Annotated in this window: 13 protein-coding genes; all 13 read left to right on the forward strand. The window is 63.1% G+C overall.

Annotation, left to right across the window (positions count from 1 at the left end; translation table 11 throughout):
- A partial coding sequence (locus tag PMI15_RS20725) for a hypothetical protein (RefSeq protein ID WP_007873897.1) occupies positions 1–974 on the forward strand: 974 nt, incomplete at its 5' end.
- Complete coding sequence (locus tag PMI15_RS20730; protein ID WP_007873898.1) at positions 971–1,981, forward strand: N-acetylneuraminate synthase family protein; 1,011 nt, start codon at positions 971–973, stop codon at positions 1,979–1,981. The genes PMI15_RS20725 and PMI15_RS20730, both read left to right, overlap by 4 nt.
- 44 nt (positions 1,982–2,025) lie before the next feature.
- Positions 2,026–2,712, forward strand: coding sequence for an LPS glycosyltransferase (locus PMI15_RS20735; protein ID WP_007873899.1), 687 nt, complete (start codon positions 2,026–2,028; stop codon positions 2,710–2,712).
- Positions 2,713–2,719: 7 nt separating this feature from the next.
- Positions 2,720–3,871: a UDP-N-acetylglucosamine 2-epimerase gene (gene neuC / locus PMI15_RS20740; protein ID WP_007873900.1), complete on the forward strand. Its 1,152-nt coding sequence runs from the start codon at positions 2,720–2,722 to the stop codon at positions 3,869–3,871.
- A gap of 29 nt (positions 3,872–3,900) precedes the next feature.
- Complete coding sequence (locus PMI15_RS24135) at positions 3,901–4,929, forward strand: methyltransferase domain-containing protein (protein WP_007873901.1); 1,029 nt, start codon at positions 3,901–3,903, stop codon at positions 4,927–4,929.
- 61 nt (positions 4,930–4,990) lie between these two features.
- Complete coding sequence (locus tag PMI15_RS20750) at positions 4,991–5,728, forward strand: acylneuraminate cytidylyltransferase family protein (protein WP_007873902.1); 738 nt, start codon at positions 4,991–4,993, stop codon at positions 5,726–5,728.
- Between the two features lie 11 nt (positions 5,729–5,739).
- Positions 5,740–7,212, forward strand: a complete 1,473-nt coding sequence (locus PMI15_RS20755) for a flippase (RefSeq protein WP_007873903.1) — start codon at positions 5,740–5,742, stop codon at positions 7,210–7,212.
- A gap of 6 nt (positions 7,213–7,218) precedes the next feature.
- Entirely contained in the window at positions 7,219–8,148 is a 930-nt protein-coding gene (locus PMI15_RS20760; RefSeq protein ID WP_007873904.1) for a glycosyltransferase, read from the forward strand.
- 43 nt (positions 8,149–8,191) lie between these two features.
- Positions 8,192–9,547, forward strand: a complete 1,356-nt coding sequence (locus tag PMI15_RS20765) for a hypothetical protein (RefSeq protein WP_007873905.1) — start codon at positions 8,192–8,194, stop codon at positions 9,545–9,547.
- A 56-nt stretch (positions 9,548–9,603) separates the two neighbouring features.
- Complete coding sequence (locus PMI15_RS20770; RefSeq protein ID WP_157214696.1) at positions 9,604–10,965, forward strand: hypothetical protein; 1,362 nt, start codon at positions 9,604–9,606, stop codon at positions 10,963–10,965.
- Complete coding sequence (locus PMI15_RS20775) at positions 10,962–11,909, forward strand: NAD(P)-dependent oxidoreductase (protein ID WP_007873907.1); 948 nt, start codon at positions 10,962–10,964, stop codon at positions 11,907–11,909. Before PMI15_RS20770 ends, PMI15_RS20775 begins: the two co-directional genes overlap by 4 nt.
- Positions 11,906–13,057, forward strand: coding sequence for a glycosyltransferase (locus PMI15_RS20780; RefSeq protein ID WP_007873908.1), 1,152 nt, complete (start codon positions 11,906–11,908; stop codon positions 13,055–13,057). Before PMI15_RS20775 ends, PMI15_RS20780 begins: the two co-directional genes overlap by 4 nt.
- Positions 13,054–14,274, forward strand: coding sequence for a glycosyltransferase family 4 protein (locus PMI15_RS20785; protein WP_007873909.1), 1,221 nt, complete (start codon positions 13,054–13,056; stop codon positions 14,272–14,274). The genes PMI15_RS20780 and PMI15_RS20785 overlap by 4 nt, the downstream gene beginning before the upstream one ends.
- Positions 14,275–14,345: the final 71 nt, after the last annotated feature.

The raw sequence follows: 14,345 nt of genomic DNA on the forward strand, positions 1-14,345 counted from the left end.
ACGCGGCGGCCCGCCGCGGCATTCCGGCGCTGCTGGTCAGGTATGCCTCGTCCTCGGCCGAGAGCGATGCCTGGACCCGGCGAGGTAAAACCGCTTATTCCCTGGAGTCCGGGGTTCTGGGCTGGGCGCGGCGCCGCTTCGCGCGTTTTTATCCCCGGCATGAACTGCAAACCCCCTGGGGCCGGCAGCTTTTTTACTCGCTGTGGGACAGCGCCGCCCTGGCACTGGCAGGCATGGCCAATTTGCAGCCCTGGGTAGTGGGGGGCGGCAAAGTAGCCGCTGTCGCCGTCCAGGGCGAAGCGGACCTGCAGGAAGCCCTGTCGCTGTGCGACGACGCCGCGCCACGCTTTCACGTCACGGGCCAGCCCTCATGGGACGGCATGGCCGCCCGCCGCCTGCAGGCGCGCGCCGCGCCGGGCGTGGCCGCCGGCGGGCAGAAGCTGAAGCTGAAGCTGGTCTGCGCGCTGCCGCAATGGGGGGAGCACCTGCAACTGCCCTGGCCGGAACACATGGCCAGAATCCGCTCGCTGTTCGAAATACTGCAAGCCACCCAATGTGATGTTTCGCTGTCGCTTCATCCCAAGGCGTCCCGGGAAATTTATGAGCCCCTGGCCGCCCAATACGGCCTGCGGCTTGCCCAGCACGCCTTGTCTACAATATTGCCGGAGGCGGATATTTTTGTGGCGTCGTGGTCTTCGACGCTGCGCTGGTCGGCAATGCTGGGAATTGCCTCCGTGAACCTTGACTGGGCTGGCCAGAATTACGCACTTTTTTCCGCACTGCCCTCGTTGCGCCTGTCGCATGGCCCCTCGGATTTGCCGCCTATGCTGGCAGAACTCGTTCATACGGCACAAGAGCGCTCGGCCCTGGGTGCCCGGTTGCAGCAGGAGTCTCTGGTGTACGGGAAAATCGACGGACAAGCCGGGCAGCGGGTTTTCTCATTACTTTCAAATCTGACAAAAGGGCAACCATGAGCAAAAAGGTATATGTAATCGCCGAGGTTGGCTCTGTCCATGATGGAAGTTTCGGCAATGCCCAGCGCCTGATCGATGTGGCCGTCAGCTGCGGCGCCGACGCGGTCAAGTTCCAGACCCACCTGCCTGCGGCCGAAACGCTTCGCGATGCGCCCATGCCCTCCTACTTCAAGGGCGAACCCCGCTTTGAATATTTCGCGCGCACGGGCTTCAGCCTGGAGCAATGGAAAAAGCTCGCGCAGCATGCCGCGGCCGGCGGCATCGAGTTCATGTCATCCCCGTTTTCGGCCGAAGCCGTCGAGATGCTGGAAGACATAGGCATCAGCCGCTACAAGATTCCGTCCGGCGAAGTGTCGAACCTGCCCATGCTCGACGTCATCGCCAAGACGGGAAAGCCGGTTTTCCTGTCTTCCGGCATGAGTTCCTGGGCTGAACTGGATGCCGCCGTGGCGACGATTCGCCGCCACCATAACAAGCTCTGGGTCATGCAGTGCACCTCTTCCTATCCTTGCCCGCCTGAGCACGTCGGCCTCAATGTGCTGGGCGAGATGAAGGCGCGCTGGGACGTGCCGGTCGGCTATTCCGACCACTCCATGGAAAACAACGCCTGCCTGGCCGCGGTGGCCCTGGGCGCCACCGTGGTGGAGAAACACCTCACCTTCAGCCGCGCCATGTACGGCTCGGACGCCAAGCACTCCGCGGAACCCGCGCAATTCACCTCGCTGGTGAAGGGAATCCGCGAAATCACGGCGATGCTGGAGAACCCGGTGGACAAGAACGACTTGAGCGCCTTCCGCGAAATGAAAGAGATCTTCGAGAAGAGCGTCGTGTCGACCTGCAACATCGCGGCCGGAAGCGTGATCACCCTGGAGATGCTGGGCATCAAAAAGCCCGGCTCCGGCATCCCGGCCGCGCGCCTGAACGAAGTGGTCGGCAGTGTGGCGAAAGTGGACATCAAGAGCGACAGCCTGATCCGCGAAGCCGACCTGGTGGCACGCCCGGTCTGAACGCCCGGCGCGGCATCCATCCCCTACAAGACAAGGAATACCGAATGATCCCGATTTTTATTGGATACGACCCCCGGGAGGCGGTCGCGTATCACGTGTGCAGCAACAGCATCGTGCGCCAGGTCTCGCAGCCCGTGTCCTTGAATCCGCTGGCCCTGCGCAACCTGGGTTTTTATGTCGAGAAACACACCGACGGCAGCAACCACTTCATCTACAGCCGCTTCCTGGTTCCGCACCTGATGGAGTACCGCGGCTGGGCCATCTTCATGGACGGCGACATGCTGCTGCGCGACGACATCACCCGCTTGTGGGAGCTTCGCGACCCGACCAAGGCGGTGATGGTGGTCAAGCACGACTACAAGACCCGCATGACCGAGAAGTACCTGGGGTCCAAGAATGAAAACTATCCCCGCAAGAACTGGTCGAGCGTAGTGCTGTGGAATTGCGAACACCCTGCCAACCGCGCCCTCACGCCGGAATTCGTGCAAGGCGCAACGGGCGCCCAATTGCATCGCTTCACCTGGCTGGAAGACGATCTGATCGGTGAACTGCCCAAAGTCTGGAACTGGCTGCCCGATGAGTTCGGCGCCAATCCCGAGGCCAAGCTCCTTCACTTCACGCTCGGCACCCCCTGCTTCCACGAATTCGCCACCACGCCCATGGCGGACGAATGGCACAGGGAAAGAATGTTGATGGACTATTCACTTCAACGCGTTACCCCACAACCGTAACCCAATCATGAAAAGAAAAATTTGTGTCGTCGTCGGCTCGCGGGCCAACTACAGCAGCATCAAGGCCGTCATGCGTGCCGTAGCCGCTCACCCTGCACTGGAGCTCCAGGTGGTGGCCGGAGCCTCCGCGCTTCTGGACCGCTACGGCGCGGTCGTCGACATCATGGAGAAAGACGGCTTTACCATCGACGCCCGCCTGTTCATGCTGGTCGAGGGCGAAACGCCGGCCACCATGGCCAAGTCCACCGGGCTGGGCCTGATCGAGTTGCCGACCATCTTCGAGAGGTTGCAGCCGGACGTGGTGCTGACCGTCGGCGACCGCTTTGAAACCATGGCGACCACGCTGGCCGCGGCCTACATGAATATCCCGCTCGCGCACACCATGGGCGGCGAGGTGTCGGGCAACATCGACGAAAACATCCGCCACGCGATCACCAAATTCGCGACCATTCACTTTCCCGCCTCCGAAGACGCCCGCAATCGCATCATCAAGCTCGGGGAGCAGCCCGATACCGTTCACAACGTCGGCTGTCCGCGCATGGACCTCGTGGCGGGCTTTCTTCGCAACGAAACCGAGGTCAGCAACCAGCTGCTGAGCGAAGGCGTCGGCAGCAGCTTTGACGTCAAGGGCGATTTCCTGCTGGTGTCGCAGCATCCTGTTACCGGCGAATACGGCAGCGGCGAACGGCAGGTTGCGGCGACACTGGGCGCCTGCCTCGAACTCGGCATGCAGACCCTGGTGCTGTGGCCCAACGCCGACGCCGGTTCCGAGGACGTCTCGCGCGGCATCCGCAAGTTCCGCGAACAACACCCGGACGCGCCTTTCAGGTACGTGAAGAACCTCCCGCCTGAAATCTACATGCCGCTCATGGCCCGCACGCGCTGCTTGATCGGAAACTCCTCGAGCGCGATTCGCGAAGGAGCGTTCATCGGGACGCCCGCCGTCAACATCGGCTCACGCCAGACGGCGCGGGAGCGCGGGCAGAACGTGGTCGATTCCGGCTACACCCAGGCTGAAATCCTGGCGGCCATCCGTGACCGCCTGAAGACGGGGCGTTTGCCCTCGAACCCCATTTACGGCGACGGCCATGCAGGGCCGCGTATCGCCGAGATTCTGGCGACCGCAACATTCAACATCAACAAAGTCATCACGTACTAAGCAGTACGCCAATGCAGGGGGAGCCGGTTATGCAAATGCTTGAGCGAGGCGCTGTCGCCGACGAGTCTTCGATCGCCGAAGGCGTGGAGCGCCTGAAACCGTGGCGCTATGGCCACAGCAATGGCCGCAGCGCGCCCATCGAAGGGGATGCAAGCATCGCGGCCATCGAGCGGAATTTCGACTCGCGCGCGGAATTGACGGCAATGTTTGAAGCCGTGCTTGGCGGCCGCAGCGCGGACCAGCTGCGCGTGCTCGACATGGGCTGCCTGGAAGGCCATTACACGGCGCTCATCGCCAAAATGGGCTTTAAGGAAGTTGTCGGGATCGACATCAGCGATGAGCATTTGCGCCGGGCCGAATTCCTGCTGGGCCAGTACCACGGCTTCAGCAACTACAAGCTTGTGCACTGCGCCGCCACCGACATCGAGGGCATCAGGTCGCTGGGGAAATTCGACATCATTCTTTGCCACGGCCTTCTGTACCACCTGAAAGACCCGCTGCTGGTGTTCGACATGTTCGAAGAGCTGGCCGACCCGGGCAAGCCGTTGATTGTTTTGCTGAACACGCAATTCAAGGGGGATTTTTTCAACCTGGTGACCCGTTCGCCGCTTGGGGAACTGCAGGTGAAGTTTTCCATGGATGCGTCCAGTTCGGTGGCTGGGAAATACCTGTACTCACCGAAAGACCAGTCGGTTTTCGAGCGCTTGTCTTTGCGGCTGAACCCGGCGGCGCTGCACGCAACGCTGCAGCAGTACGGCTACCAGGAAGTCGCATCGCTCGACACCCCGCGCGGCACGCTTTTCGGCTACTCCATGAACCTGATTTGCCGAAAAGCCCCCAGTGGCGACGCGCCTCGGGCCCTGTCCTGGCTGAACGGTGAAAAGCTGCGCCCGGTATCCGTGTCCGCCGGCGTCTGGCACGGCCGCTCGGTCGACGGGTTTCACTTCGACAAAAATCTCCTGATTCGCGCGTGGCTCGGCCTGGACTGGTTTTTCCGCAAGGCCATCCACGTCATCACGGTACGCCGGAAAATACGCTACCGGGCCAAAATCCGGTGAGATCCGGCACCGGCCGGTGCATTCCATCCGAGCAGACAAGGACGGTTTATCCGTTTTCCCCATGTCCATGAGCCCATTGCGCATCGCTGCTGTGATCCCGGCCCGGGGCGGGTCGAAAGGCATTCCCTACAAGAACCTCGCCGATCTCGGCGGGCGGCCGCTGATCGCCTGGACCATCGCCGCGGCGAAGGCCGCGCACGGACTGGATCGAATCATCGTATCGACCGACGACGAAAGGATCGCGGCGTCTGCGATAGAGCACGGCGCCGAGGTGCCTTTCCTGCGCCCGACGGAGTTTTCCGGCGACAACGCGCCGGCGCTCGACGTGATCCTGCACGCGCTCAAGGAACTCAAGACGCCGGGCGGTGAGGCTTATGACGCGGTGGCGTATCTGCAACCGACTTCCCCGTTTCGCAGCGCCGCCCAACTCACCGAAGCGATTGCACTGTTTGGCCAAGAAAGGCCGGACACCCTGGTGAGCGTGACGGCCGTGCCGCACAACATGGTCCCGGCCTCCCTCATGCATCCCCTGGGGCCTTCGGCGCCGCTGATGCTCCAATCCCCGGTCGGGCAGAAATTGCGGCGCCAGGAAAAGGAAAAACTGTTCGCCCGAAACGGCCCCGCCATCCTGATCGTTTCCGCCTCCGACGCCCAACTGCACGGCCGGCTCTACGGGGAACGCGTGCTGGGCTTTGAAATGGACCGTTTGTCATCACTGGACATCGACGATCCGATTGACCTGGAGATGGCCAGGCACCTGCTTCCACTGCTGCAACACCCATCCAGTCCCGCCCTGTGAGCAGTTCCCGCATGCTGACCAATACGGCCTGGAACCTGGCGGGGCTGGGCGCGCCCATCCTCGCGGCGGTCGTGGCCATGCCCTTGCTGATCGGCCAGTTGGGCGATGCGCGATTCGGCATACTCGCGCTCGGCTGGATGGTCACCGGCTACTTCGCGCTGTTCGATTTCGGGGTCGGCCGGGCCACCACGCGCAGCATGGCGGCTTTGCGCAAAGCCTCCGCCGAGGACGAACATGCCAGCGTCTTCTGGAATTCCCTTTATGTGCATGCGGGCCTGGCGTCGCTGGGGGGCCTGCTTTTCGCCGCCGCGGTGCCCTGGTTTGTCGACATCGCTTTTTCCATCTCGCCGACGCTGCGGGACGAGGCTTATGCGGCTTTCTACTGGCTGGCGTTTTCGGTGCCGGCGCTGGTGCTGGCCTCGGCTCTGCGCGGCCCACTGGAGGCGGAACAGCGATTCGACCTGGTCAATGCGGTGAAAATGCCGATCAGCGCGCTGAATTACCTCGCGCCCTTGCTGGCATTGCAATTCACCCACAGGATCGATGCCGTCATCGCGGTGATCGCCCTGTCACGCTGGCTGGCGACGCTGGCCTACGCCGAGCTGTGCCGGCGGGCGGTCCCGCTGCAGCCGGGCCACCGGTCGCCGCGCCGGGGCACGATGACGGATTTGCTGAAGGACGGGGGCTGGCTCACCGTCACCAGCATCGCGGTTCCGGCCATCATGATGCTGGACCGCGGCCTGATCGCGCGGCTGGTGTCCCTGGAAGCGGTCACCTACTATGTGGTGCCCTACGAAGTGGTCACGAAAATGTGGGTGCTCTCAGCCAGCTTGCTGGGGGCGGCCTACCCCCTGATGAGCGCCAGCAAGGGGCATGACTTGCACCGGCTTTGCGACCAGACCCTGCGCTGGCTGCTGGTCACGGCAACGCCGGCGACATTGGTGGTGGTCATATTTGCCGACGACCTCCTGCGCCTGTGGGTCGGCCCGCATATCGCGGCACACAGCGCCCCGGTGATGCAGTGGCTTGCCATCGGCGTCTGGATCAACATACTCGCGCAGGTCCCCCTGACCGCATTGCAGGCCTCGGGCCGCGCCAGGATCGTCGGCAGCATCCAGCTGCTTGAGCTACCCTTTTATGCCGTGCTGGCCTCGAGTCTGATCCTGCGCTACGGCATCACCGGTGCCGCCGCGGCCTGGGCGCTCAGGGCCGCGATCGAATGGCTGGCCTTGAGCTTCTCCCTCCATCGGACCGAGGCGCACCCGGGTCGCTGGCCGGGCATCTCGCCGATTCGCCTGTTCCTGCTTTCTGCAACGATAATTGCAAGCGGTTTGACCGCCTGCGCAACGCCATTTGCCGTCAAGTGCCTGCTCGCCCTGCTTCTGATCGCCGGCCTGGCAGGCTGGCAGTGGCGCTACCTGCTGACCACCGAAGAGCGCGGCAAGCTCCTTGCGCGCATCCCGCGGCGGACGGCCACCAAATAATTCGCCATGAACAGCACGCCCCTTGTTTCCATCGTCGTACCGGCCTACAACCACGCAGGCTATTTGAAGGAGTGCATAGAGAGCATCCTCGCCCAGGACTATCCCCAGGTGGAATTGATCGTGCTGGATGACGGCTCGACCGACGCGACGCCCGGCATGCTACGCGCTTACGGAGAGCGCTTTCGCTGGGAAAGCCAGGCCAACATGGGGCAATCGGCCACCCTCAACAAGGGCTGGAGCATGGCCACGGGAGAGATTCTGGCGTACCTGAGCGCCGACGATGTCCTTAAGCCGCAGGCGGTGTCCGAAGCCGTGGCCGTGCTGAATTCCCGGCCGGAGATCGTCGCGACCTACAGCGATTTCGATTTGATCGATGAGCATTCGCGGTCCGTCAGGACCATCGCCGCGCGCGACTTTGACGCGAGGGACCTTGTACTGGACCTGGTCTGCCAGCCCGGGCCCGGGGCCTTCTTCCGGCGTGAAGCTTTCCTGCGGGCCGGGCCCTGGAATCCGGAATTGCGCCAGAACCCCGACCTGGATTTCTGGCTGAGACTTTCCCTGGTCGGAAATTTCCTGAGGATACCCAAGGTGCTGGCGGGATTCCGTGTTCACGAAGGCTCCGCGACCTACCAGTCCACCAACATCAGCAGGGCGGATGAACCCGTCCTGATGACCCACCGCTTCGTCGCCACCGCGGGCCTGCCTGACTGGATCGCCGCGGCAAGCCATCGGGTCGTCGCAACGGGCTACATCGCCAGCGCGCAGCTGCATTTGCGCGCCGGCCGGCCCGTGATGGCTTTGCAGAGGATAGCTTCCGCCATGCGCGCAAGCATTGCGACACTGCTCTCAGCACGCGCGGCGCATTTGTTGCTCAGCGCCTTGACGGGGCGTTTTTTCCATCGGGTCCGCTCCACCTGGGCGAGGTGGAGCACATGACGCGCCGGCCTCCCGAACCCGCTTTTTCCGGCGGCGCCCCACGATGAAAATCACCGAGAGTTATCCTGGCCTGCTGTTTCTCCTGATCCTCGCGGTTTACCTGCCGGGGCTGGTTGCCGCCGTGCGCCTTCCCCGGCTCGCGGCCATGCCCGTCGTGACCTTCACGTTCCTGGGAATGTTTCTTTTTACCGCGGCGGGAAGCTGGCAGGTCATGACGCAAACGCACTACCTGCCCCACCTGACAAGCGAGGGGGTCTGGACTTCGGTTGCCGCGGGCACCGTGGGAAGCGGCCAGTTCGTCATCATGCTGCTGACGCAGGCATTGTTGTTCTATGCGATAGCGGGCCCCTACGTCTACCTGAAAAGGCATGCCGCGGTGGCGGCGCCGGCTGCCGCGCCGGTGGATGGGATATTGCGGGCCATTCTCGCGCTGGGAATGGTGACCGTCCTGTTCCTGTATTACCTCAAGGTCGGCCGATTTTTGCTGTTCGACCTGCTCGCCGGCAAGATCAACCGGATCAACATCCTCGAGTTCCGGGCCCTGACTTACGGACTGAAAGAGTACCCATTCTTTCGCCTGGGTTTCCTGGTCTTTCCAGCGCTGGTCGCGGCTTTGTCGATCGGGATCGCCTCCGCGCGGGGCCGCATGAAATTTTCCGACCTGCTGTGGATCGCCGCTTGCCTCGTCCCTCCTTTGCTGCTGGCCGAAAAAGCGGCCATCCTGAACATGTCGGCCGTGCTGTTTATCGCCTACGGCATCCATCTGGGCCGGCATGGGCGCGCCCTGGGTTCCGCGCTGAACGGCAAAACCCTGGCCGCCATTGCCCTGGCATTCGTGCCGACAGCGGCGACCTACTTCATTTATTTCAATACCGCGAGCGACAGCTTGCGCGAGGTCGCCAGCCAGTTTCTTTTCCGGATAACAGGCGTCTATTCCCAGGCGCTGGCCGCCACCGTGGGATTCGTGGAGGCCCACGGCTACCTGCACGGGACAACGCTGCCGAACCTCAAAGGGCTGCTCCCGCACGAACGCTTCAACCTCGAGGCGGCGATGCAGCTGTTCCTCGGCGGCCTGGAGGTGAGCTCGCAATCCGCGGTGGCGGGCGCCACACCCGTGCCCGCGACCGGCGAGGGCTATGTCAATTTCGGCTGGCCGGGCTTCGTGCTGTTCGGCGGCATCTCCTTCCTGTGCATGGTCCTGATACAGGAAGTGCTTTTACGGCTCCGCGCGGGCGCGGTCTCCTGGGCGCTCTCAGCCTGGTATGGCTATCTGGGCTTCACGCTTTTTACGACCAGCCTTTTTGCCACTTTCATTTCCCTGATCCACACCGTCGTCGCGGTGGGCGTCATTGCGATATGGCATGTGGCGGGACGGCTTCTTGAGCGCAGGCAGCCATGAGAACCGCCGGGACGGGAATCAACAGGAAGGTGCTGGTCATACTGCCTTCACCGCTCATGGCGCGCAACTTTCTGCGCACGGACATCCTGCGCCTCCTGGGGTCGGGCGAAGAGACCGAGATTACCGTGGCCTCCCCCAATCCCGACGATCGCGAGCTGGTGGAACAAAAGGGGGCGAAGTGGCATCCCTACTTTCATCCGCGGCGCTCAAAGATTGTCGGCGAAGAGGGCCCCCTGGCGCGGCTGTTGCGGGCGGGCCGCTACGCCCGCTACCTGGCCGGCCTGTTTTTGCACATGGGCCTGACCTACCGCATCAATACACTCTCCGGTTTTGAGGGGTTCTCGGCACGGCTGCGGCAATCCTTCAGCCTGCGCAAAACCTATCTGCGGGAAGGCCTGCCCATGTCCCGCGTGTTTGGCTTTCCTTTCCCGAAAAGCCTGCCCCTGTACCGATTTCTCTACCGGTGCTACTACCGGCGCTGGCAGAGCTTCGGGCCGGTCGAGAAATTCGTGGCGCAAGTCCAGCCTGACCTCATGATTCTGTCCATGGTGCAGACCCACATGATCACGCCCTATGCCCTGGCGGCGCGCCATCTCGGGGTGAGGATACTGGGCATCAATGGAAGCTGGGACCAGCCTACCACCAAGGGGCCGGTGTGCCCCGGCATTGAACGCATCGTGACTCAGAACGACATCGTGCGGGATGAACTGGTTCGATACCACCAGATCGCCCCGGAAAAAATAAAATCCATAGGCTGGCTGCAGATGGACGCCTACTTCCACCAGTCGGAGGTGGCGCGCGAGGAGGTGCTGCGGCGCGCGGGCATACCCGCCGCGCACCGCTACATCCTGTTTGCGGCCAACGCGCCAAGGCTGGGCCTGCACGAGCCGGAAGTGTTCAAACAGCTGGCCATGCAGGTCCAGGCGAATACATTCGGCGCGGACGTCACCCTCATCTGCCGCTGCCACCCCCAGGACCGCGACTGGCGCGCACGCTGGGGATGGGCCTTGGACATGGAGCGGGTCGTGGTCGACCCCCCCGACCTGGGGCCTCTCGGCCACCTGGCCTCCATGGTCCGCCATGCGGGCTTGGTCATCGCGTCCGCGGGGTCCATCAACCTGGACGCCGTGGCGCTGGATACGCCGACCATAGGCCTCGCCTGGGAAGACGCGGGCCTGCCCTATTGGGACCGGCCGGCCCGCGCTTATGATCTTGAGCATTTGCGCGAATTGCGCCATGAATCGGGAATGATGTTTGCCCGCGACCTTGCTGAACTGCTCGCAGCCTGCGCACGCTACCTTGCCGACCGGGAGGCCGACGCCGAAGGAAGAGAGCGGCTCAGGCACCGCTACCTGTACCGCCTGGATGGCGGCGCGGCGGCCCGCCTGGCCGACGAGGTCAAGGAGATGCTGGCATGACACTTTTTGTGGTCACCGGGGCAAACGGTTTTATCGGCCGCCATCTGGTCGCCAGCCTGGTCTCGGACGGAGTGCGGGTCCGGGCCTTGACCCGAAAGCAGCCCGACGCCAAAGACAGGGTCCCCGGCATCGAATGGGTTGTCGGCGACACGGCCGACCGCGAGACCTGGGAGAGGCTGGTGGAGAAGGATTGCATCGTGGTCAACCTTGCCTTCTCCAACACCCGGGCGGGCGCAGCGGCCGTTGAGGCGACAGCCGAGATGATCGAAGTCTGCGCCAACGCCGGGATTGCCCACCTGATCCATTGCAGCACGGTGTCTGTTTACGGCCGGGCGGATGAAACCATTCTGACCGAGGACTCGCGCTGCACCCCGCTGGATGCCTATGGCCAGGTGAAGCTGCGCGTAGAACAGGTGCTGGCCGACAAGGTGGGGGGGAGATTCCCGGTCACCATCATCCGGCCCTCCGCGGTATTCGGCGAAGGTGGTGAAGCGCTGATCAAGCTGCTGGATGAACTGGTCGAGGGAAGCCGAACCGTCAATTATTTGCGGTCCTCCATGTTCGGCCGGCGCAAGACGCACCTTGTTCCTGTGGAAACCGTGGTTGCCGCGCTCAGGTTCATCGGCGCCAGGCCGGGACCGGACGGCATAGAAATGTTCATCGTGTCCGACGACGACGATCCTTTCAACAATTTTCGCGATGTCGAGCGGGTGCTCATGGATGAGCTGAAACTGCCGCATTACCGTATCCCCCGCCTGCCGTTGCCCCGCTTCTTGCTGGAGACATTGATGCGCTTCATGGGCCGCGCCAACGTCAACACCCAGACGGAATACCGCTGCGACAAACTGTCAAACGCCGGATTCGTCAAGCCGGTGACGCTGAAAGCCGCGCTGCAGCAATTCGCGGCGACGCACATAGCCCCGCATGGCAACAACACGCCATGAAAGTGCTGAACGTCAACCACCTCCTGGATCCGGAAACGGGAGGGGGCACCGCCGAGCGAACTTTTCAGCTCAGCCGCTTCCTGCAGAGAGCGGGCATCCAGACCACCGTGCTGGCACTTGACATTGGCCTCAGCCAGGCACGACGAGATGAACTGGAGAATGTGAAGGTGGTGGCGCTGCCCTGCCTGAACCGGCGGTATTTTGTGCCGTGGGCATCACCGGGTGTCATCCCTACATTGGTCGCGGATGCGGACGTGGTCCATCTCTCGGGGCACTGGACCCTCTTGAATGCATTCGTGCACAAATCCTGCCGCCGGCAGGGCAAGCCCGTTGTTTTCTGCCCCGCCGGGGCGCTGACAACCTTCGGCCGCTCCCTCAAACTCAAACGCGCCTACGATGCATGGGTTGGCCGCGAGCTGGCCCAGTCCGCGGCGGCATGCGTGGCCATCACCGAGCAGGAACGCGCGGACTTCGCCGCATACGGGGTGCCGGCCGGACGTGTGACGGTAATCCCGAATGGAATCGATCCCAGGCAGTACACCGGCGACCCGGACGCGGAGCGCGGGATTCGCGAGCGCTTCCAGATCGGGACCGCTCCTTATGTCCTGTTCCTGGGCAGGCTTAACGCGATCAAGGGGCCGGACCTGCTGCTCGAAGCATTTTCCAGGGTCGCAAGCCGCTTCCCCGAGTTCCACCTGATCTTTGCCGGCCCGGATGGAGGACTGCAGGCGTCCTTGACGGAAAGCGCCGGGCAAAGCCCCCTCCTGAAAAAAAGAATACATTTCCCCGGCTACCTGGCCGGGGCGGACAAGACGGCAGCCCTGAGGGCGGCAACGCTGATGGCCATTCCGTCGCGCCGTGAAGCCATGTCCATTGTTGTGCTTGAGGCCGGGATATGCGGCACACCGACTTTGTTTACCGATGCTTGCGGCCTGGAGGGCATCGCGGCCCAGGGCGCCGGAACCATGGTGGAGCCCTCCGTGGAGGCGCTGGCCGGCGGGCTGGCGGCTTTGCTGGCCGAGCCAGCCTCCATGCGCGCAGCAGCCGCTCGCCTGGAAGCGCTGGTGCGCGAAAAATACCTGTGGGACATGCAGGCGGCACGTTATGTGACCTTGTATGAGCAGATCCTCGGCAAAGCGCGCGCATGAGGCTGCTCGTCATCAGCCAGTACTTCTGGCCGGAAAACTTCAGGATCAACGATCTCGTTGAGGGATTGCTTGAACGCTCGCACGAAGTGACCGTGCTCACGGGCCTTCCCAACTACCCTTCCGGCAAGCTGTCCCCGGGATTTGGCTTTGGAGGCCCTTACAAAGGCCGGTTCGGCGGCGCGCAGGTCATCCGCGTTCCGCTGGTACCCCGGGGCAATGGCCGGGCCATCCGGCTTGTCCTCAACTACTTTTCGTTTGCCTTGACGGCAAGCCTGCTGGGCGGCTGGCGCTGCAAAGGGCCTTACGATGCCATTCTGGTTTTTGAACCTTCGCCGGTGACGGTCGGCATCCCGGCCCGGGTCATTTCGCGTTTAAAAGGTGCGCCCATCCTGTTTTGGGTCCAGGATTTGTGGCCCGAAAGCCTCTCGGCCACCGGTGCGGTCAAGTCGCCGCGGGCCCTGAACGCGGTGGCCGGCCTGGTGCGCTGGATTTACCGGGGTTGCGCGAAAGTGCTGGTCCAATCCGAAGCCTTTGTCCAGCCGTTGCTGGATCTGGGCGTAGACGCGGACAAAATCCGGTATTTCCCCAACAGCGCGGAGGCAATTTACCAGGCCCCGCCCGCCAGGCAGGCATGGACCGCCCCGGCCCTGCCCACCGGCTTTCGCATCATGTTTGCGGGGAATATCGGAGCGGCGCAGTCCATCGAGACGATGCTGGCAGCCGCGGAAATCCTCCGGAGCCACCCGGATATCCACTGGATTGTTGTCGGAGACGGCCGCCTGGCGACATGGCTTAAAGAAGAAGTGGCCAGGCGCGGGCTGGGCGCCCATATTCACCTGGTGGGGCATTTCCCGCTGGCGGCCATGCCGGAGTGGTTCGCACAGGCCGACCTGATGTTTGCCAGCCTGCGCCGGGACCCGGTATTTGCCCTGACCATTCCGTCCAAAATCCAGTCCTACCTCGCTTGCGCAAAACCCATTGTTGCCGCCCTGGACGGCGAAGGAGCCCGTGTCGTCAACCTCTCCGGTGCAGGTGTGGCCGTGCCAGCCGAAGACGCCCGGGGACTTGCCGAGGCCGTGCTGAAAATCTATAAAATGGACTCTTCCGGACGCAAGGTATTAGGAGACAATGGCCGGAAGTACTACGAAAAGCACTTTGACCGTGAAAAGCTTCTTGACAAACTGGACGAGTGGCTGTCTGAAGTAAAAAAGAAATGACTGCCGGCGTACGAGGCCGATCCGGGGTGGCCGGCGGCGGCGCACCACATGGGCTTCGACCAAGCCACCGG

The organism is Polaromonas sp. CF318 (assembly GCF_000282655.1).
Taxonomy (GTDB): Bacteria; Pseudomonadota; Gammaproteobacteria; order Burkholderiales; family Burkholderiaceae_C; genus Polaromonas.

What these genes read in the sequence shown, in the direction of transcription:
- PMI15_RS20730 (WP_007873898.1), top strand. Translation starts at nt 971, where the DNA reads ATGAGCAAAAAGGTATATGTAATCGCCGAGGTTGGCTCTGTCCATGAT.
- PMI15_RS20735 (WP_007873899.1), top strand. Translation starts at nt 2,026, where the DNA reads ATGATCCCGATTTTTATTGGATACGACCCCCGGGAGGCGGTCGCGTAT.
- neuC (WP_007873900.1), top strand. Translation starts at nt 2,720, where the DNA reads ATGAAAAGAAAAATTTGTGTCGTCGTCGGCTCGCGGGCCAACTACAGC.
- PMI15_RS24135 (WP_007873901.1), top strand. Translation starts at nt 3,901, where the DNA reads ATGCAAATGCTTGAGCGAGGCGCTGTCGCCGACGAGTCTTCGATCGCC.
- PMI15_RS20750 (WP_007873902.1), top strand. Translation starts at nt 4,991, where the DNA reads ATGTCCATGAGCCCATTGCGCATCGCTGCTGTGATCCCGGCCCGGGGC.
- PMI15_RS20755 (WP_007873903.1), top strand. Translation starts at nt 5,740, where the DNA reads ATGCTGACCAATACGGCCTGGAACCTGGCGGGGCTGGGCGCGCCCATC.
- PMI15_RS20760 (WP_007873904.1), top strand. Translation starts at nt 7,219, where the DNA reads ATGAACAGCACGCCCCTTGTTTCCATCGTCGTACCGGCCTACAACCAC.
- PMI15_RS20765 (WP_007873905.1), top strand. Translation starts at nt 8,192, where the DNA reads ATGAAAATCACCGAGAGTTATCCTGGCCTGCTGTTTCTCCTGATCCTC.
- PMI15_RS20770 (WP_157214696.1), top strand. Translation starts at nt 9,604, where the DNA reads ATGGCGCGCAACTTTCTGCGCACGGACATCCTGCGCCTCCTGGGGTCG.
- PMI15_RS20775 (WP_007873907.1), top strand. Translation starts at nt 10,962, where the DNA reads ATGACACTTTTTGTGGTCACCGGGGCAAACGGTTTTATCGGCCGCCAT.
- PMI15_RS20780 (WP_007873908.1), top strand. Translation starts at nt 11,906, where the DNA reads ATGAAAGTGCTGAACGTCAACCACCTCCTGGATCCGGAAACGGGAGGG.
- PMI15_RS20785 (WP_007873909.1), top strand. Translation starts at nt 13,054, where the DNA reads ATGAGGCTGCTCGTCATCAGCCAGTACTTCTGGCCGGAAAACTTCAGG.